Source organism: Spirosoma foliorum, from assembly GCF_014117325.1.
In the GTDB taxonomy this organism is placed as follows: domain Bacteria; phylum Bacteroidota; class Bacteroidia; order Cytophagales; family Spirosomataceae; genus Spirosoma; species Spirosoma foliorum.
In genome coordinates, this window is record NZ_CP059732.1 from 2183433 (window position 1) to 2201577 (window position 18145).

Genomic DNA, 18145 nt, shown 5'->3' on the forward strand with positions numbered 1-18145 from the left:
TATTGTCTGTCTAACTCAACTCGTATGCCTTTCAATTCACTGAATTATTTATGAAGTGAAATTGTTCCTCTTAGTAAAGGTAAAATTGCCTAAATTTGTATCAACACTGAAAGGAAACGCATGATGAAACGAGTTGCCTCACCCGAAAATCTTCTGCTCAGAGATGTGCCTGGACACATCAATGATAGTGAAATCCTTTCCTTTCTTTACACCAGAGAGGTCAATTGGCAGCATGTCAATGCCATTAAGACGTTGACTGATTTTAATGATACCATCATTTCGGACTGGCTTAATGTGAGCGTTAAAACATTCCGCGAATACAAAAAGCCGCCAACGACCTTTAAGGAAAACGTCAAAGAGCAGGTTTTACTCCTGTTAGCCCTGATCAAGCACGGCATTGCTGTATTTGGCTCGGTGAAAGAATTCGACCAGTGGCTGAACCGGTCCAACTTTTATTTTGACAACAAGAGTCCCAATGCCTATTTAAATACGGTCACCGGGCTACGATTTGTCGATGATCGGTTGACGGCCATGGAATACGGAGACAATGTGTAAGGGATGGAAGTATTTCGAATCAGTAAAGACGTTCATGCCTATAGCTTACGTTCGTCAGGCAGTGCGAATCGGTGGAATACAAAAGGGCAGCAAGTTATTTACACCGGCGCATCGCGTTCCTTATCCTCTCTAGAACTAGTAGTTCACCGGGGAGTCATTCAGCCCACCTCTTCTTATAAGGTGATGGTCATCTCTATTGCTGATGATGATTACTTGATGCGAACGATTCACCTTAAAGAACTTCCTGCCAACTGGCGAACCTTAGCGGGTTACTCTGCCTTACAAAAAATCGGGTCCGACTGGTACACCAGCCAGGAAAGTCTACTCCTGAAGGTTCCTTCAGCGATCATTATCTACGAGTACAATTACATCATCAATACCGAACATCCAGACTTCAGTCAGCATGTTCAGCTGGTTAGAACCGAGGACTATTTTTGGGATTCCAGGCTTCTCTAGGCGCTAATGAAGGTAAATTAAACCGTATTCTAGAATCCTGTATGAAGAGCCAAAACAAGTTTCAGATATATGCATCTTAAATGGGGCAATTAATTAGACAACCTCTTTTAATAACTGTTTACTTCCAGTTGTTGCCTACCCTCCCTTTCCAAAAAGAGGGCCAGTAGCTTTCTGGTCACTGGCCCCGGGTATGGTTGGGGTAGTACGTACTGATCAATTTGGCGAACCGGCATAATCCGTTGGTTACTTGGGGTAATAAACACTTCATCTGCCTCAAAAACTTCCGCTAAGGAATGGCTCGCTCTTCGACGGTAAAATACCCTGACATACCGATAAAACATGTTTTCGGGTAATGCCAGGTAAGATACCGGTATCAGCAGTACTAACCGTTTTGTTTTTAACAATAATGACGTTGCTTCGCTACGACTCGGAGATAAACCCGTTCGAACAGTATAAATAGTCATCAGTGGCCTGACGCTTTAAATGAGACAGCATTTGGATGGGTGGCAAGTAACTGAGCGTTTTGACCGTCGGAATCTCCCGATGGTATTCATAGGACATTAAGCTTAAACCGAAGGCTGCATCGGGAAAGCTTAATGGGCTGGCCCAAACCCGTAAATTCGGTTGCTCAGCCGGGGTAAACCCATCCGGTGAATAGCCACCCGTGGTCCAAGTGGTCATCGACGAAAATGAGGTGGCCTTTTATAACCCGCAAAAAATCAAAGATGCCGTACCCCCGCAGAAAAGCCAGGTCAGTGACCTGAAGGCAAGTCTCTGCCAGGGGTAGGAACTCACCGTTAACATAAGCGTATGCGTCCATGTAAATAATCCAAATAGGATTGGTGTGTTTCCCTAACACCGCATCAGGGTTCAGGGTTAGGTAGATCGCTTTCCAATACTGGTTCTATGGAACCAATCGGTTCAAGTAAGGATAAAATTATACATTCCTTACTATCTCCCGGCCAGGTCGGCGACTCCGTTCGGAAACATGCTTTTGGCCACCTGCGCCATATCCAGTGCCTCTCGCAGTAATTTAATCTTACCATCTTCAGCCACTAACCGACCCATATACGTTTGGTGGTAAGGCCGCCCGGTTGCCGCCACTTGACACCTGACATCGTATTCCCCAAAAGCCTGATTGGGCGTATCGATATGGATCTGAATATTCTCAAACGCAAAACCAGGAAAGGTTTTGGGCAGATTTTTTAGGAATTGGTAGAGGACGTCTTTTCCTCGCCATTGCCAGGGCATCCCCAGAGTAGCTAAATAAGGCAACTCAATGGTAGCATCCTCCGCGAAGAGTTCAATCGCCTTGTCGGCATCGTTAATTGAGTGAAGATAACCTAGCAGCAATTCAGTTGCGGTTTTTGTTGAATTCATAGCCTTGTTTGGTTGATGGTTGTACTGATAAATTTAGTAGTGGGTACCCGCTTGCGCACGCACTCGCTCTTAAAGCACGGGGCTTTACGGGATCCGATTGGATCGTTTCACCCAATGGGCGCATTTGTCATTTTGGTGCGGCTAACTTAGTACCGATAGTTGATCACGCGTTTTGACTACAGGGTACTTTTTGGAGCGGGACAAAAATCGGTTGAGGAGGGAAACAGTTTTGGTAGGCAAAGACTAGCGACGAACGTTACCCCCTCTAGTGCCTTATTGGTTTTTCTTTATATCCAGAAAAACCAGTAAGGACTGAATCTTTCCAGCTTCGAAGGTAAAAATGTCCTGGCCCGTAACCCGTGCCGGATCAGCGGGTGGCCCGAATTGCCAGTTCACGCGGGCTATGTTATGATGCGATTCGACGGGTGTCCGTTGAGCAAAACTGTATTGGGGTCGTTCAGACAGCAGATTGCCAATATATGCATCGATGTTTGGCAGGCCATTGAATCGGTAATGAGCAATGACTAAAATATCGTTACTGTATAACTGTTCAATGGCCTCTCTTCGGGTTGACCCGTTTCGGTCACTCCATACGGTAAAGTGCTTCGCGATTAACGTGTTTATTTCGTCTTCTTCCATGCCAGTTGATCGGGTAAATGTTGTGCTTCCTCCGTGCGATTGAGCGCAAAGTTGCGGCTATCGAGTAAGCTCATCATTGACATTTATCAAAAAAAAGAAAGAAACCCAAACATGGTTGGTAAAAAGTAGCCAGAAATGGTTCTGCTATTCGAAGCACGTGTGCTTATCGCTTTCGGGCAACCTTATTCCTCATTCGGCTCAGTGTTTCGGCACTGATGCCCAAATAAGACGCAATCATACTTTGCGGTAGGCGGGTATTGAGGCTGGGGTAATTCGTTAAAAAATGAAGGTATTTTTCTTCCGCACTGTAACTGATGGCGGCATGAATACGTTGCTGAGCGGCTATAAACCCACGGTGCAGGATCTCGTTGACCATATGGTCAAACAAGGGTATCTCTCTCCGAAGTTGCTCAAAATGTTCTTCTTTGATGATGACTAAGACGGAATCTTCTACCGCGTCGATGTTAAATGAAGATGGCTTGCCCGAAATGAGGCTTTGCCGGTCCCCTGTCCACCCGTTCTCTACCGCAAAATTGAGGATATGTTCCGTGCCTTTAGCATCGACGGAATAAATGCGTAAACAGCCACTAGCCACAAAGACATTCAGTTGCCAGACGTCGCCTTCCTGCAAAAGAAATTGTTTCTTTTTCAGTTTTTTTATCACGCTGTATAACCGGATGTGCTCCAGTGTACGTCGTCAAATGAAAGTGGACAAAAGGGGTGAAAATGAGAAGAGACAATTCAGTAAATTGTTTCACTCAAACCTCCTTAATTATGTCCAATTCGGCTAAAACCTCCAAAGCCAAGCGCACAGCCTCGCAATCTCCCACCTCTGCCGAGCGCAAGCCTGCTTTATCCATCATCAAAGACATTCAGCGACAAACCCGACGCCAATACACCGCTGAAGAAAAGATTCGCATTGTGCTAGAAGGCTTGCAAGGCGAACAGTCAGTAGCTGAGATCTGTCGGCGGGAAGGGCTCAACACCAACATTTATTACCGCTGGAGTAAAGAGTTTCTCGAAGCGGGTAAGAAACGACTGGCGGGTGATACAACTCGAGAAGCCACCGCTCCCGAAGTGCAGTCCATCAAGTCCGAAAATGAGGCTCTTAAACAGCTGGTAGCCGAACTGAGCTTAGAGAATCGGGTATTAAAAAAAAAGCCTTAAGGCCGACGATTAACCCCGATCATCACATGACTCAGTCCGAGAAAATGGAGATTATAAGCTTAGTCGAACAGTCACCCATCAGTGTAAAGGCCACGTTACAGGAACTGGGGATCAACCGAGCTACTTTTTACAGCTGGTATAAGCGTTATTTAAGCGCTGGCTTTGATGGCTTGGCCGATCAACCTTGCCGTCGTACAAGCATCTGGAATCAACTACCAATCGGCGAAAAAAATCGGATTGTTGAGCTAGCTTTAGATCGACCTGACCTTTCCAGTCGCGAACTGGCTTGCTATATCGTTGATAATGAGCAGTGGTTTGTCTCCGAATCCACCGTTTACCGGGTTCTCAAAAGTCGGGGGCTAATCACTACCCCTGCTTATCGGTTGATGGAAGCGGCTGACCACTTCTATAATCCGACCACGGCTCCCAATCAACTCTGGCAGACTGACTTCACCTATTTCAAGATCAAGCACTGGGGTTGGTATTATCTGTCGACGGTATTGGATGATTATTCTCGGTACATCTTAGCTTGGGAATTATGTCCGGGCATGCAAGCGACAGATGTAGAGCGAACCGTGCAAGCTGCTCTGAAAGCGAGTAGTCTGAAAAGTGGTCAGCGGCCTCGTATGCTCTCCGACAATGGTTCGGCTTATGTATCTCGCTATCTAAAGGATTATCTGAAAGGAGAAAGCATCGATCATATTCGTAGCGCTCCCTTTCATCCGATGACCCAAGGAAAGATCGAGCGGTATCATCGATCCATGAAAAACGTGCTGTTATTAGAACACTACTATAGTCCGGATGAGTTGAGAGAACGCCTAACGGAGTGGGTAGACTATTATAATCATCAACGCTACCATGAATCACTGGACAACGTACGGCCAGCCGATGCGTACTGGGGCCGTCAAGAGCAGATCTTGGCTAGTCGGCAAAAAACGAAGCAGCTAAGTTTGTCCCAACGCCGGAAAAATCATATTTTTCAGCGAGCCCAAAGTGGCTAAAACCATCTCTTCTCTTTTCACCCGCGTCTGTCCACTTTCATTTGACGACATACATCGGACTTAAAATCGAACGAGGTGGTTAGTAAAAATAGGCCAGATAGGGCCGAATACACGGTTAAAGTTGATAACTTGTTTATGGTAGTTGTTGTGATTAAAAAAGTAAATTGGTTGATTATGAGTTGATCAGGAGAGAAGCTCAGCTCTGATGTTAAGTCCCTTCCCTGATTTTTCAGGGGAGGGGTTGGGGTAAAACTATCAGGCTACCTCCAGAGCAGCATGTATTTTCGTCAGACGCTCGGACGGCAACTCTTCTCTGGCCATTTGCAGGAAGGAATCGAATACAAAAACCGGTGCGCCCTGTTTAACGCCTGACAGCCATTCAATTACTTCCTTGTCATTGATGGAACGCATCATCCATCGGCTTTCGGCCATTAGCGTCTGAGGTGAAATTGCCTCAATAATCTCGTGCTCCATATGCCGAATTTCTTCATCGGTATAATGCTTCCAGAGCAGATAGATCAGCACAGTCTCCTCTTTATTCATGTGGTAGAGATTAAAGCCAATGAACTCGCTGAAGGCGAAGTGAATACGTTGACCAATCGCTTCCAGCTGATTCTCAGACGTAGTGGTCCGCCATTCCTGAATGTGATCAAAAAGCGACTGAGTTAAGCGGTGATCGATCTCATGATCTTTTTCCAGCTCATCAATGAGTTGCGCGTTCTGTTTGCGGATGTGCGGTAGAATAAACCGATCCTCATGTTCGGCGTGTTCATCGAAAAAATGAAGTGCCTGCTCTAACTGATCGATAGTTTCGCCTGCTTCTGACTGCGAAAAATCGGTTTGCTGTAAACGAATAGCCGTATCGTACAGCATGCCACGAAGGCCTTTATGAATTTGATTAAATACGTTGTAACGCTGATTTTGCATGATCTTTTTGGTATGTAGAGGGTGAACTAATGGATGAATAATCGGAGGTTGGTGTGGTCAGCCCAGATGGCAGTGCTTTCTCGACAGCGACAATCTGATGGCTGATACACGGATGTTTGCGAAGGCATGATAACCCGCAAGCCCCGGCAGAACGTTGACTGGATCGGCACATAGTGTACAGACGTTTACTTGACGGCTGTTGCTTCAATCTCAATCCTGAGCTGCGGAAATGCCAGTGCGTTGACTTCGGTTAATGTGCTCGATGGCACACAGTCTGCCCGTTGCAATCGGTTCATTACCTGACCGTAAGCCGCAAAAAACTGCTCAATTGAGGTCGTATAGAAGTTTAGGCGCACTACGTTTTTCAGGGAGTAGCCCGCTTGTTGCAAGACCGTGTCCAGATTATCGAAACACAGACCGATTTGCTCCTCCATCGTGCCGTCAACGGGTTGGCCTTGTGCATTTATTGCAGCCTGTCCGGCACAATACAGCGTATGGGTTGCGAGAGGGATTTCTACTGCCTGGGTATAGCCTAAGTGGTCTTGCCATTGCCAGGGATTGATAACTGTTTTGTTCATGGGTATTGTTGTTTAAAAGAGGAAATTGTAGCTGGAAATTTGTTAATACTTATGAAACCAGTGCTTTTACCGGTTCAGGCATGGTGCGATAATTACCCGCAGCGTAGCCAATAGGCAGTTGGTTTACTTCGAACGAATAGAGTTCGTGGATGGCTTCGTCGGCTCCGGTAGTAAATCGAACCCGGCAATAAGTCAGCCCTGCCTGCGTGTTCGAAAAAAGCCAGGTACGGCCCAGTTTCGCGAGTATAAAGAGACCATTATCATCGCCCAATGCATTGAAATCGAGTATTGGTTTCGTTTTGCAAAACTGCTCCACTCGAAAACGGCGTTGAATTTCTCGGGCTGTGTAAGCTACATCCTGGGTTGGTAGACCGATCTCGCTGACACACTGAAATAAATCCGAAAAGGTTAGGTTTGGATCATTCAGATTAAGGTCAGTTCGGGCAATGAACTCCAGCAGATTTCCGCAGGGATCGTAGAAATAACAGGCTTTTGCGCGCCAGTCAGGAAAATAGGCAATGGTTTTTCCGGGTTCCTGCGTCGATAAATAATCCAGATCGTAATAATACATAAGCACATCAAGCGAATCGCACGGTACGTTGATCGCGACGTGATAAGGAGCCACTGGCTTGTCGACGAGCTGAAACGTGAGCTGAGTGAAACCAACCAGCACCGTCAGATGGGCGACGGAACGACTTAAGAGGGGCAGTCCAAGACGACCGACGTAGAAAAGGCGAATGGCCTCCAGGTTATTTGTATACAGATCAAGTTCAAGGATTTTCATAAAAAAGAGGATAAGAGAATTGGCGACTGACGAATTGATTTCTGTCCTGATTGCTTACTCAAAACTAGTTGGCTCAACTGCCTAAACACAGGTAGTTGTGTATGAACTGGCGAAAGCAACGTATGAACTGCGATTCGGATGCTTGTAATGTTTAGTTGGTTTATTATCAACGCTCTACGTATCAGTTTGTCCACCTTTCTGCTTTTCTGAAGGTATGCGTAGCAGCTACTACCCGACGGTTGAATTACTTCAATGAGCGGAAGTACTGATAGAGTGACGCTAACTCAATGTCGCTGTAGGCAGCAGTCATTTTCCACGGCATGTGATCGTTGTTAATCTGGTGACCGTTTGGCGTTTTGCCGGTGCGCAATGTATGGACAAACTGATCCAGTGTCCAGCGTCCAGTCGCGCCGGTGCTGGTTAGGTTGGGGGTAGGAGGGAAGCCTGGTGCTACAGGATCACCGCCTTTCAGATCGGGCCTGTGGCAACCTGTACACGTAATTGACAGATACTTTCCTTGTCCGATACCCAGCGTTGTATCGGCGCGGGCAACCATCGGTTTTTGATGATCAATCATTTCGACGGGCAATAGCGGCATTTTGCCTAAGTAGGTCATTACCTTTGCCACTGGCCCGATATCATGGCCGGGGAGTTCGTTGTCGACAGCAGGCACTTGTTGACAGTAGGCAATCAACGCCTGTAGATCTGGCTCGGCCAGCACTGTGCTTTCGTGTGAAGGCATAAACAACAATGGCCGCCCCTTGCGGTCAACGCCATGACGTAGCGCCATCAGCCAGTCGGAGGTGCTGTAATCGGCGGGTCGACCACCTTTGCCTCGTGTCAGGTTCGCGGCTACAATCCTGCCAATAGGCCCGTCGTTCATAAAGATTTTTCCTGCTAGATTTTTGCCATGGCAATCGGTACAGCCTTTAATGGTGGCCAAGTGTTCTCCCCGTTGCAGAGTGGCTTTGTCGGTCGGTATAGCTAGGTTCTCGGTAGTAAACGAGTACGGCTTTTGGATTCGCTGATTGATATTGTGTGAAATCGTAAAATAGGCAACTACGACTAAGAGAATCAGGGTGAGGAAAATGCCACCGATCCATTTTCCGAGGGTACGAAGTTTGTTCATGTGAGGATTGTTTACAGATCGACCCAAAAGTAGTGGAGCTATGGGGCCAATTGAAGAGTGAGTTGTATGGACTGGTCAGGTAACCGGATGAACCGTAGTAAGAACTGACTGAACAGTGATTGGATAAACCAGTATCTGGTATATTACCAGCTGGTTTCTGATGGGGCCTCAAAGGCGATATGCAGGCATTGATCGTACAAAAGCCGTCATCTCTGATTGATGAATCATCCATTCAGGCAGGGCAATTTGTTAATGAACGGTCTAAAGTGTATCGGTATCTACAGATTAACTACCGTAAACTTGTCAAACTGATTCGTGATTAACTAAATTAGGACTTACGCAAAGGCAACTGAAGGATTCGCCAACTCTTGACGAAGGTAAGCATCTAATAAGCCTTGTTTGAGTTGGTAAACCGTTTTCTTAGTCTGATAAGCCAACTGTTTAAAACGTAACCAAGTCAGAGCCGCTAAGCCAATGTGATTGCGTTGACTACGAGCTAATCGACATTGACAACATTCCAGACCCGTGATCTGCTTATCTTCTCGATGAAACTGCTCAATTGTCCAACGAATACCACTTTTTTCTTCAGCGGCACTCGTCTCATTTTGAGCTAAATCGTTGGTGACGATATAGTCCGTCCGGTGGGTAGACACCAGTACGCGGAACAGTTTAAGATAGGTGTTTTGAGGCATCTTGTGTACTTTAACCAGCTTACCCTGCTGCACCTGTTGAGCTGACCAGCTCAGATAGCTGACAGGTTGATACGGTTCTTTGCCACCTGAATCATCGACCTTACGGTTGCTCTTGATAGGACAGTAAAACAGTTTTTCATTGGTAATGAGCCACTTGAAGAGGTCGGTCACAGCATACCAACTGTCCATTAAGACGATTCGATAACTGATCTGGCGGGGTGCTAGTTGGTTAAGCATGTCCAACACATGATCCAACTTGCTTTTTCCATCCTCATCGGGATTAAAAATACGGTAGTCAATGAGCCAGAACTGATTAATTTTAGGATTGAAGTAGACACAATTAACCACACCGATGCCTTTGATGATTCCATGAGCATTTCCACTGTATTGCCGACGAACCAGTTCAATTTTATGACTATGTTCTTTATTGAGCACGGTATCATCAAAGAGGATATAGCCATCGGTATCCAGTTGAATTTGGTGGCGGACATGTTGCCAGACCTGGCGAGGTGCCACTCGGCTAGCTTTGAGAAAGTACTGCACATTGTCATGGGTGATCCCTTCCAGGTGATCAGCCAAGTAGGTAGCCGTATAGTTGATCTGGCTACTCAGTAGAAACTGTCCGTAAAGTTGTGCGGTGACCTTCAAGCTATTTTTTATTTCAATTTACCACTTTTGCGTAAGTCCTATAAATAACACCATAGGCTGCTTGGACAAGCGTCAGGCTTATTTTCCCATCCACTTTCGGAAGTCCGTGGCACGTTCCCGGCTCACTAATACCTCGTCAGTAGGAGCCGGTTTCAACACCAGCTTCAGTTTATGATGGAAATAGGAATGGATTTGCTGTACTGAATTGATGCTGATCAGAAATTGACGATTGACACGGAAGAAGAGAGACGGATCAAGCATATCTTCTAACTCTTCGAGATTATAATCCAGTGAATATTTCTGGCCGCCGAGCGTCCGAAGCAGGGTGACCCGCTCTTCATAGTGGAAATAGGCAATATCAGTCACATCAATTGGTAGCCATTGTGAGAGATGTCGAACCAGAAAGCGACGCCGATAGTCAGCCGGTTGCGTTTGTTGGCGCAACTGCTGAATCAATGCATCGATGGCAATGACCTGGACTGGCTGAGAGTGGAGTCGGTGGTTGAGTTGATCATATTTTTCCAGGCTGGCAGCCAGTTCCTGTTGCTTAATGGGCTTCAGCAGGTAATCTATGCTGTTGACTTTAAACGCTTTAATGGCATATTCATCGTAGGACGTGGTAAAAATGATTGGCGCCGAAACCGTCGTTTGGTCAAAAATCTCGAAACTTTGTCCATCGGCCAGTTCGATGTCCATGAAGATCAGGTCTAGGTCGGGAGCCGTTTTCAGATAAGCGACCGACGCTTCAACGCTAGGTGTGGTCTGAACAATTCTCACCTGTGGAGCCACTTCCGAAAGGAGTTCAGTTAACCGAAAGACCGCTAATTCTTCGTCTTCAATCAGTAGTACGTTCATATCGTGTCCGGCGTTGAGGAAGCTGCCGGTAGGCCAGGTGATTTGTTTCGAAGGTAAAGTAAGAAATGGATACGCGGAGGTCGAATAAGATCCTGTTCGAACTGATTAAATGCCAGCCCGAACCCGTCAAAAGTAGATTCCAGGCAGCCAAACCGTGGCATGCTGAAACGGGACCTTATATAGGTATAAGCGGCAGAGCGACAACAAATTGCCCGGCTTCTTCCCGCACCGACGGTTTGGCTTGCCCCAGCATTTCATATTTGGCCATAATGTTAGCTAGCCCCACACCATTGGAAATGACGCCTTGTTTTTTCTGCTGTAGATTGTTGCGAACGTGCAGATTGGCCAATTCATCCGTCTGAATTTCAACCCGTAATGGCTTATTGGTTAGCACAATATTGTGTTTTACAGCATTTTCAACCAGTAATTGTAAGGTCAATGGAGGTAATTGATACCGGTTAAAGCGATGATCAACCTGAATGCTTAACTCGAAACCGGTACCATGACGAGTCTGGAGCAGATGCGCATATGAGTGGATAAATTCCAATTCTGTAGCTAAATCGGTTAGGTTTTGCTCGTTAGCGCGTAGAATGTAGCGATAGACGGAGCTAAGTTCTTCGGCAAAGGTTTCGGCCTGACGAGGGTTTTTGCGAATTAGCGCAATCAGCGAATTGAGACTGTTAAACAGAAAATGAGGGTTTACCTGCTGCTTCAACGCGTCGAGCTGACTCTGCATATTAGCCACCCGCAATTTCTCCCGTTCCTGCTCAGACTGGAGCAACTGAGCCTTATAGTGCGATGAATCCAGTCGATAGAACACTAATTCATAGACGGTCACGAAAAATAGCCCTATGAAAATGGCATGGAAGAAATCAATCCCGTTCGGACTAAACCGAAACGCATGATTGCCCATACGAATCACTGTTGGGCGTTCACCAATCCGAAACCCAACAAATGTGCCCCGCGTGTAGCTATAGTGCATCAAATCGGCCGACCAGGAAAACAGCGTAGTCACCATGGTACAGGCCAACAGGGTAAGGCCCAGTCGATACGCAGGTTTGAGGTGGGCCAGCACTACGTATCGGCAATAGATATTGATGGCTCGATTCAGGTGCCAGATCAGGATAATCGACACGATGTTGAGACCAATCGAGGCCAATCCCTGCGAGGTTAGCGGTTGCTGAATCGTGTCATCGTCTAGAATAAACAGGATTGCCAGTAGGCTAATACCGACGACGCGTATCCAAAAATCGTGGATCGGGCGGTTCATGCGTTGATGGATGGAGACGTTAAAAATAGCTTATCAGCCTGATTAAACAAGGATGTTGTATCGCTTAGTCAACTGTTTTTAATTCCTTGATGAGCCTGGTCAATTTCCGTCGTTTCCTAGCCTCATCGGTGCTTGAAATAAGTGTTTCTAAAGCAATTATCTGGGCTCTTTTCAGAGCTTTATGTTCGGCTATTGCCAGATCGGGTCGCACACCCGTTCCCTCCCAATTCGTATGCGTAATCGGGTTCAAGGCATATTCGGCTGGGATGAAAGCCGAAAAATGATCACCGATTCGAACCATCTCTCCAGAATGAGCGCCACCGGCCGTTGATTCGCCAATAAGTGTGGCGCGTTTCAGATTCTGAAGATCGTAAGCAAATTCTTCGCCCGCCGAAAAGGTCTTTTTACTAGTAAGGATGTATACCCATTTGCCGACATAGCGTTTACCCGGAAGTTGCGAATGCGTCCAGAAAGACTGAACCGACTTACCACCCCGGCTAACAATATCGTTTAGATGAACCGAATCGGAACCGAAAAAGTAGCTGGCCAGAAAAGCAACCATTGCCGGTTCACCACCCCGATTGTGTCGTAAATCCAGAATTAGTGCATCGGTCTGGTTCAGGTGCGTTAGGGCCGCTGTAGCCGTTTGAGCCGCCAATTCGACGGGCATAAATTCATCGATTCGGAGATAGCCAATATTGCCCGGCAGGAGTTCTGGTTTGCCGAAACCAAAATTGATCTGCCGACCGTATTGCTCCAGAGTAGTATTTCCGTCAGCCTTGGCGGTAAGATCGCTGCTCGCTGAGGAAGCCGATTTATTCTGATAAAACAGTTGCAAATGTTTATCATGGCTAATCCGCTGTATCTGAACGGTCAGGGTATCGGCAAATGCCTTGCTGCTGGTAATAGAGTCGTAGTCGCCAGCGTTCAGTTTGGCTTGAATAACTTCCTGAATCTGGGTGGCTACTTTCGGAAATACATACTGGGAACCCAGTTGCTGCAGAAGCGACTGGATGACAACCATGCGCGTTTGGGCATCAATGGGTTGATCAGGACCCGCTACCACGGGTTGACAAAAGCCAATTCGTGGTAGCAGCATGAGTGACCCTGAATACAGCAGGTGCAACAGGGTTTGAGGTAAGCGATGCATCGTATCTATTGATCGTTAATTAGCCATCGCCACCTTAAATTCAGCGCTCACCATTCGCTTGTCAATTTTCAGGTTGGGACAGTTTCCTTCCACCCAGTACACTTCCGCCTTAAAGGTACCTGTCACGAAGGTCACCCCATTGATGACCTTCACCTCATCGATGAATGCGTTCCACGGGGAAGCTTCCGAGTAGCTTATCCAACCGTCCGAATCGCAGTATGCGTGGTTACTGGTTAGGTTACGGTTGCCTTCCCCCAAAGCAACTTCCGCTCGCCCTTCCGTTTCGATACTCGCGTAAGGCGTTACACCTGGTGCCAGGCTCGGCTTATGTATAAGCAGGCTCAGCGTCTGCCCGCCATCAAGCATGGTACCAAACGTCTGGATAGAAGGGCTCGTAAAGCCGTAGTTTCCCTTGCTGTTGATGGGCTTTCCATCAATTGTAACCCGAAAATAAGTGCCGCCATAGCGGATAGTTTTCATCAACACAGCCTTGCCGGTAGCACCCTTGCGGGGTTGCTGATCAGGTGGCAAAAAGTTGTAGACATCAACCGTTACCAAATCAGCGCCTTGCGCCGAGCCTGCCGGCGACGAATAGGTTGCCTGTACATTGGAGGCAGCCACGTCTAACTTTCCTTTGCCGACTACCCGCCAATTACGGATGTTGCTAGGGTCTTCCAGTGTCTTTTGTCGTGATAAATGCACCTCCAAATCACTGCTTGTCAGCGATGACACTAAATCGCCACTATAACTATACAGTTGAAGTGTCGACGATTGGCCGGGTGAAAGATAATCAGGTTTGGCTTCTAAGGTGTATTCGGCAAAAGCGCCCCAGTCGCTGAAGTGTTTGGTGCTGACTGTAAGGGTTTGCGTCGTTTCGTCTAGCTCCGTATTTAGTAACGCCTTCCAATAGCCATCACTACCCTGATAGGCCATAAACAATGCCTGAGCCGACGTGCCGTCTAAACTATCGACATTGTATTTGTACTGGAGCTTAATGGGTTTGTCAAAGGTCTGTCCTTCGGGAAGCAGCCGGAACGATTGACCGTTAATAAGTCCTGGTAAAGTAGGCGTAACGGGTTGCATGGTGAAGGTAGTTGCTTTGGAAACGGCTCCGGCGGGAATAGTCATACTGAGGGTGCCGTCGGCAGAAGCCAGTGTTCCGCCTTCGGGGCCGATTGTTTTCTGAATTGGCTGGCCTACCGGCGCACCGTGCTCATACACGACACCGGTGTGAGGTGAGGGGGTATGGGTCGTCGTGTCGGCTGGTTTGGTGGTGTCAACCGGATTGACAGCGTCGGTTGATTTTTGGCAGGCTAGTAGACCGACGAGAAAAAACAGGGGTACATATAAGAAACGGTTCATGGTTAAAAAAGAGAGTTGATAGATTCATTAGTTGTTGTAAAAATTGAGAGAGTTCTTTTGCCTTGATGGTTACCAGACCGCCAGATAGCGACGCTGTAGGTCGGCGGCTACGCCATTTTTGAGCGCCTGGCGACCCAGCCAGTTAAATAGTGGCTGAAAAAGTCCCAGGTAACCTGTCATACGCGTTTCGCTAATCAGGACCAGATAGCCCAGTGCGTATGGATTTTTAGGTATTCCCTGCGCCGTGGTTTTCCCATCGCGGGCCAGGCCGTAGGAAATCTGCAATGTTTGCTCAAAGCCTGGAAAACCAGGTGTAAAGCGGCACTGGAAGCGGCAGGGCTCGCCAGACTGATTAAAAAAACGGTGCTTGCAACGGGCGGGTGCGCTAACGGATTTCCCCCGTTTTAGTCGGATAATCTGCTTATCAATTTTCAGGCTCAGCTCACCTTCCAGACAGGTAAATTCTTCCGAAAAATCGGTATGGTAATGCATGGGGGTTCCGGCTCCGGGGGCTAGTAGCACATCAACCAGTGTATGACGCCCATCGCTTTCTCTGCTGATTTCCAGGAAAATAGTGTCCTCTTTTAGTACGGGGTTGGTTATGGTTCGCCCGGTAAGTAGTCCGGCGCGGGGTGGCGTTGTCATTCCTTTGTGTCTTAATAATCGGTTGATTAAGAACTGGCCCGGTGTTCGGGTCTGGCATTGGTTTGCTTATCCAAAATTGAGGTGGGGTAAGCCCAATGACCAATTGGTATCTGTTCGAAGTAGCACTTGCAGTAACCGAAGCAGGCAGAAACCATCATTTGGCAGCTACGTAGTACCCCTGCCAGTCTGCTGCGTCAAGTGTATGACTATGAGAAGAGGTAAAAGTTGTACGCTAGCCGAGACGATGTGACTAGCCCAGGCTGCTTAAAATGACGCTCATGCCGTTTCGATGCCTCAGAATGATACTTTAGACAGGGCAGGATTTCAGGAGTTGGTTGAGGATCAGAATTTTGTCGGACAGTAAACAACAAAATTGACTCACAACCAATCCATACACATGAAAAAATTAACCCTTTCTACTGACCTGGTGAATGCCGTCACATTTCTGACCCTACTGCTGATCTTTCTATGGGCCGTTAGCTGGCTATTAATCGATTATGCCTTGGTATTCGCCGATTTCATACAGGACAAACTTCCCTCTACGCAGGCGCTGGTGCACTGGGTCACTGTTAGCTAATTTTCTCTTTTACACAAACTATAAACAACAATCCAATGAATAACAAACGCATTCTCATTGCCACCATGCCGCTCGATGGCCACCTGAACCCGCTGACGGGTCTTGCTAAGCATTTACAAAGTCTTGGCCACGATGTTCGCTGGTACACTGGCCCAAGCTACAAAGACAAAATTTGTAAGCTGGGTATCCCGTTCTATCCGTTCCGGAAAACCCGCGAAATCAATCAGCTTAATCTGGACACCGAGTTTCCTGAACGCCTACTTATGAAAGGCACCATCAAGCGGCTGCGCTTCGACCTTAACAACGTCTTTTTTCTGAGAGCCCCCGAGCTGGTGAGTGATGTAAAAGCCATCTACGGCGAATTCCCCTTCGACCTGATCCTGTGCGATGCCGCCTTTACCGGAGGGCCGATTCTTCAAAAGCTATTAAATGTGCCACTGGTATCGATCGGTATTGGGCCTTTGGGCGAGAGTTCAAAAGGATTGCCGCCGTCAGGGTTGGGTATAGAGCCTTCGAGTACATTGCTGGGCCGATTGAAGCAGGATATGCTGCGCTATCTGGTTACGAAGTTTCTCCTAAAACCCTGTACCGACGTCTACAATCAGGTGCTGATCGATCACGGCCAAAAACCTACGGGCGAGTTCGTATTCGATGCGCTTACCCGTGAGCCTGATCTTTATTTACAAAGTGGTACCCCTGGCTTTGAATACAGCCGGCCGGACATGAGCCCCAATATTCGCTTTGTCGGGCCATTGCTACCCTACCAATCGGGTAGTCGCCATCCATTCAGGCATACGGCTAAAATTCAACAGCATAAGCGAGTCATTTTAGTGACTCAGGGTACGGTAGAACGCGACCCGAAAAAGATCATCATCCCCACTTTAGAAGCCTTTAAAGACGATTCCCAAACGCTGGTTATTGTGACCACGGGCGGCTCTCGGACAGAAGAACTGCGAGCGAAGTACCCGCAGTCGAACGTCATTATTGACGACTTCATCGACTTTAACTCCGTCATGCCGTTTGCCGATGTCTACGTGACCAATGGGGGGTACGGCGGAACCATGCTGGCCCTGCAACACGGTCTGCCACTAGTAGCTGCTGGTGTACACGAAGGCAAAAACGAGATTACAGCCCGAATTGGCTACTTTAAAGTGGGTATTAATCTGAAAACTGAAACGCCAACGGCGGCCAAAATAAGAAAGAGTATCGAGAAGGTGTTGAGCGATCCCTACTATCGAATCAACGTCCAGCGGCTGGGTGCTGAATTCAAGCAATACGCGACTAACAGCTTGTGTGAAAAATATATTTTAGAACTGCTGAGCGAATCGTCACCCGAATTAGCTGAGAAGCAGACAACATTGATCTAATCGTTTAATCCATTTCGCACTCCTCTTTTTAAACAACAAATTACGATGAAAACTGTAAACCGTTTTTTGCTGATCGCCGGTATACTCAGTCTGGCAGCCTGCACCAAAGATTCCCTCTCTACTGATCCTGGTAAGATTCAGGCCGGTTTTGTCAAAGGCCATGTGGTCGATACCCAGGGTCGTCCGCTGGCGGGCGCAACGATCATTGCCAATAATTCCATCTGGGTTGGTAAGAACGTAATCAGCACAACAGATGCGAATGGGAACTACAAAATCAGTTTACCCAACGAGCCCGGCATCGGCGCGTTTTACGTGCGGGGTAGCGTGAAGATGAAATTCGAAGGAAAGACGTATCAACTGCCTTTGTTTACTGAGGATGATGACACTTTTATGCCTGATGAAGGAGCCGTTAAAAATTTACAGCTTAAGCTCTGGGGCGAAAAAACAGGTAATTTTGGCGACGAAGGTCTGTACGGGGGCACCGTAGAAGTAACGAATCGCACCAGTTTTAGCACCGGTGATATCGAATTCAAGCTGGAACCAATTGCCCTCATTGATGGCACACAAGGCGAAACGCTCACCTTCCATACCGATTATTACACGGCGCAAGGCGTGCCTATTGGCAAGTATCGGGTATCAGCTCGTCGCATCTCAACAAACCAACCGCTCTACATCCGCATTCTGGATTCAAATCAGGCGTATGAAAAATCGGTGACGACGATTTTCCAATCGAGCTACTACATCGAAGACATTTATGAAATGCATATTGAGGTAACAGAGTAAAGCAGAGTATGCGAATCCAGTAATATGAACTCTTGTTCTGAGATCCCTTATCTACCCGCTAGGGTTGTTCCATTAATCCAATCCTGGATTCCATAGCTACCTCTCCAATTCAATCTGTTACAAAGCCTGTCTCCTAATCAGGAGATGGGTGGCGAACCAGGAGGTCGGTTGATACCATCC

20 protein-coding genes are annotated in these 18145 nt (G+C 47.3%); 6 read left to right on the plus strand and 14 right to left on the minus strand.

Annotated elements, in window-relative coordinates; translation table 11 throughout:
- Positions 1 to 120 precede the first annotated feature (120 nt).
- Positions 121 to 555: an Xre family toxin-antitoxin system antitoxin gene (locus H3H32_RS08900; protein ID WP_240543729.1), complete on the plus strand. Its 435-nt coding sequence runs from the start codon at positions 121 to 123 to the stop codon at positions 553 to 555.
- 3 nt (positions 556 to 558) lie between these two features.
- A complete protein-coding gene (locus H3H32_RS08905; protein WP_182462341.1) occupies positions 559 to 1011 on the plus strand; it encodes an RES family NAD+ phosphorylase in 453 nt (150 codons plus the stop codon).
- 420 nt (positions 1012 to 1431) lie between these two features.
- Here H3H32_RS08905 and H3H32_RS08910 read toward each other — a convergent pair whose 3' ends face one another.
- From H3H32_RS08910 to H3H32_RS08925, 4 genes are all read right to left on the minus strand, one after another.
- Positions 1432 to 1692: an aminotransferase class IV gene (locus tag H3H32_RS08910; RefSeq protein WP_182462342.1), complete on the minus strand. Its 261-nt coding sequence runs from the start codon at positions 1690 to 1692 to the stop codon at positions 1432 to 1434.
- Positions 1693 to 1962: 270 nt separating this feature from the next.
- Positions 1963 to 2391, minus strand: a complete 429-nt coding sequence (locus tag H3H32_RS08915) for a nuclear transport factor 2 family protein (protein WP_182462343.1) — start codon at positions 2389 to 2391, stop codon at positions 1963 to 1965.
- 273 nt (positions 2392 to 2664) lie between these two features.
- Positions 2665 to 3030: a nuclear transport factor 2 family protein gene (locus tag H3H32_RS08920; RefSeq protein WP_182462344.1), complete on the minus strand. Its 366-nt coding sequence runs from the start codon at positions 3028 to 3030 to the stop codon at positions 2665 to 2667.
- A gap of 163 nt (positions 3031 to 3193) precedes the next feature.
- Positions 3194 to 3694, minus strand: coding sequence for a Crp/Fnr family transcriptional regulator (locus tag H3H32_RS08925; protein WP_220472620.1), 501 nt, complete (start codon positions 3692 to 3694; stop codon positions 3194 to 3196).
- A 110-nt stretch (positions 3695 to 3804) separates the two neighbouring features.
- Here H3H32_RS08925 and H3H32_RS08930 point away from each other — a divergent pair.
- A protein-coding gene (locus H3H32_RS08930) for an IS3 family transposase (RefSeq protein WP_374191803.1) occupies positions 3805 to 5198 on the plus strand; the annotation gives its coding sequence in 2 pieces (ribosomal slippage) (positions 3805 to 4192 and positions 4192 to 5198; 1395 coding nt in all).
- Between the two features lie 255 nt (positions 5199 to 5453).
- Here H3H32_RS08930 and H3H32_RS08935 read toward each other — a convergent pair.
- From H3H32_RS08935 to H3H32_RS08980, 10 genes are all read right to left on the minus strand, one after another.
- Positions 5454 to 6125, minus strand: coding sequence for a hemerythrin domain-containing protein (locus H3H32_RS08935; protein WP_182462345.1), 672 nt, complete (start codon positions 6123 to 6125; stop codon positions 5454 to 5456).
- A gap of 185 nt (positions 6126 to 6310) precedes the next feature.
- Positions 6311 to 6703, minus strand: a complete 393-nt coding sequence (locus H3H32_RS08940) for a RidA family protein (protein WP_182462346.1) — start codon at positions 6701 to 6703, stop codon at positions 6311 to 6313.
- Positions 6704 to 6752: 49 nt separating this feature from the next.
- Complete coding sequence (locus H3H32_RS08945; protein ID WP_182462347.1) at positions 6753 to 7487, minus strand: VOC family protein; 735 nt, start codon at positions 7485 to 7487, stop codon at positions 6753 to 6755.
- Positions 7488 to 7731: 244 nt separating this feature from the next.
- Positions 7732 to 8616, minus strand: a complete 885-nt coding sequence (locus tag H3H32_RS08950; RefSeq protein WP_182462348.1) for a c-type cytochrome — start codon at positions 8614 to 8616, stop codon at positions 7732 to 7734.
- A 335-nt stretch (positions 8617 to 8951) separates the two neighbouring features.
- Positions 8952 to 9956 (minus strand): IS701 family transposase, encoded by a 1005-nt coding sequence (locus H3H32_RS08955; protein ID WP_182462186.1) that lies wholly within the window; start codon positions 9954 to 9956, stop codon positions 8952 to 8954.
- Positions 9957 to 10034: 78 nt separating this feature from the next.
- Complete coding sequence (locus tag H3H32_RS08960; RefSeq protein WP_182462349.1) at positions 10035 to 10811, minus strand: LytR/AlgR family response regulator transcription factor; 777 nt, start codon at positions 10809 to 10811, stop codon at positions 10035 to 10037.
- A gap of 175 nt (positions 10812 to 10986) precedes the next feature.
- Positions 10987 to 12081 carry a sensor histidine kinase gene (locus H3H32_RS08965; protein ID WP_182462350.1) on the minus strand — a complete coding sequence of 365 codons (1095 nt, stop codon included), beginning with the start codon at positions 12079 to 12081 and terminating at the stop codon, positions 10987 to 10989.
- 64 nt (positions 12082 to 12145) lie between these two features.
- Positions 12146 to 13231, minus strand: coding sequence for a S41 family peptidase (locus H3H32_RS08970; protein ID WP_182462351.1), 1086 nt, complete (start codon positions 13229 to 13231; stop codon positions 12146 to 12148).
- A 15-nt stretch (positions 13232 to 13246) separates the two neighbouring features.
- Positions 13247 to 14593: a hypothetical protein gene (locus tag H3H32_RS08975; protein ID WP_182462352.1), complete on the minus strand. Its 1347-nt coding sequence runs from the start codon at positions 14591 to 14593 to the stop codon at positions 13247 to 13249.
- Positions 14594 to 14662: 69 nt separating this feature from the next.
- Positions 14663 to 15238 carry a cupin domain-containing protein gene (locus H3H32_RS08980; RefSeq protein ID WP_182462353.1) on the minus strand — a complete coding sequence of 192 codons (576 nt, stop codon included), beginning with the start codon at positions 15236 to 15238 and terminating at the stop codon, positions 14663 to 14665.
- Positions 15239 to 15635: 397 nt separating this feature from the next.
- On the opposite strand from H3H32_RS08980, the gene H3H32_RS08985 reads away from it, so the two are divergent.
- Genes H3H32_RS08985 through H3H32_RS08995 form a run of 3 tightly spaced genes read left to right on the plus strand, consistent with a single transcriptional unit; the run spans position 15636 to position 17965 of the window.
- On the plus strand, positions 15636 to 15815 hold the full coding sequence (locus tag H3H32_RS08985; RefSeq protein WP_182462354.1) for a hypothetical protein: 180 nt from the start codon (positions 15636 to 15638) through the stop codon (positions 15813 to 15815).
- A gap of 35 nt (positions 15816 to 15850) precedes the next feature.
- A complete protein-coding gene (locus H3H32_RS08990; protein WP_182462355.1) occupies positions 15851 to 17182 on the plus strand; it encodes a glycosyltransferase in 1332 nt (443 codons plus the stop codon).
- Between the two features lie 45 nt (positions 17183 to 17227).
- Positions 17228 to 17965 (plus strand): carboxypeptidase-like regulatory domain-containing protein, encoded by a 738-nt coding sequence (locus H3H32_RS08995; RefSeq protein ID WP_182462356.1) that lies wholly within the window; start codon positions 17228 to 17230, stop codon positions 17963 to 17965.
- The last annotated feature ends 180 nt before the right edge of the window (positions 17966 to 18145 follow it).

Excerpts from the sequence above, each read along its gene's own strand:
- H3H32_RS08960 (WP_182462349.1), bottom strand. The coding sequence starts at position 10,811 with ATGAACGTACTACTGATTGAAGACGAAGAATTAGCGGTCTTTCGGTTA.
- H3H32_RS08975 (WP_182462352.1), bottom strand. The coding sequence starts at position 14,593 with ATGAACCGTTTCTTATATGTACCCCTGTTTTTTCTCGTCGGTCTACTA.
- H3H32_RS08990 (WP_182462355.1), top strand. The coding sequence starts at position 15,851 with ATGAATAACAAACGCATTCTCATTGCCACCATGCCGCTCGATGGCCAC.
- H3H32_RS08940 (WP_182462346.1), bottom strand. The coding sequence starts at position 6,703 with ATGAACAAAACAGTTATCAATCCCTGGCAATGGCAAGACCACTTAGGC.
- H3H32_RS08910 (WP_182462342.1), bottom strand. The coding sequence starts at position 1,692 with ATGACCACTTGGACCACGGGTGGCTATTCACCGGATGGGTTTACCCCG.
- H3H32_RS08915 (WP_182462343.1), bottom strand. The coding sequence starts at position 2,391 with ATGAATTCAACAAAAACCGCAACTGAATTGCTGCTAGGTTATCTTCAC.
- H3H32_RS08950 (WP_182462348.1), bottom strand. The coding sequence starts at position 8,616 with ATGAACAAACTTCGTACCCTCGGAAAATGGATCGGTGGCATTTTCCTC.
- H3H32_RS08935 (WP_182462345.1), bottom strand. The coding sequence starts at position 6,125 with ATGCAAAATCAGCGTTACAACGTATTTAATCAAATTCATAAAGGCCTT.
- H3H32_RS08905 (WP_182462341.1), top strand. The coding sequence starts at position 559 with ATGGAAGTATTTCGAATCAGTAAAGACGTTCATGCCTATAGCTTACGT.
- H3H32_RS08970 (WP_182462351.1), bottom strand. The coding sequence starts at position 13,231 with ATGCATCGCTTACCTCAAACCCTGTTGCACCTGCTGTATTCAGGGTCA.
- H3H32_RS08965 (WP_182462350.1), bottom strand. The coding sequence starts at position 12,081 with ATGAACCGCCCGATCCACGATTTTTGGATACGCGTCGTCGGTATTAGC.
- H3H32_RS08980 (WP_182462353.1), bottom strand. The coding sequence starts at position 15,238 with ATGACAACGCCACCCCGCGCCGGACTACTTACCGGGCGAACCATAACC.
- H3H32_RS08945 (WP_182462347.1), bottom strand. The coding sequence starts at position 7,487 with ATGAAAATCCTTGAACTTGATCTGTATACAAATAACCTGGAGGCCATT.
- H3H32_RS08995 (WP_182462356.1), top strand. The coding sequence starts at position 17,228 with ATGAAAACTGTAAACCGTTTTTTGCTGATCGCCGGTATACTCAGTCTG.
- H3H32_RS08985 (WP_182462354.1), top strand. The coding sequence starts at position 15,636 with ATGAAAAAATTAACCCTTTCTACTGACCTGGTGAATGCCGTCACATTT.
- H3H32_RS08920 (WP_182462344.1), bottom strand. The coding sequence starts at position 3,030 with ATGGAAGAAGACGAAATAAACACGTTAATCGCGAAGCACTTTACCGTA.
- H3H32_RS08900 (WP_240543729.1), top strand. The coding sequence starts at position 121 with ATGATGAAACGAGTTGCCTCACCCGAAAATCTTCTGCTCAGAGATGTG.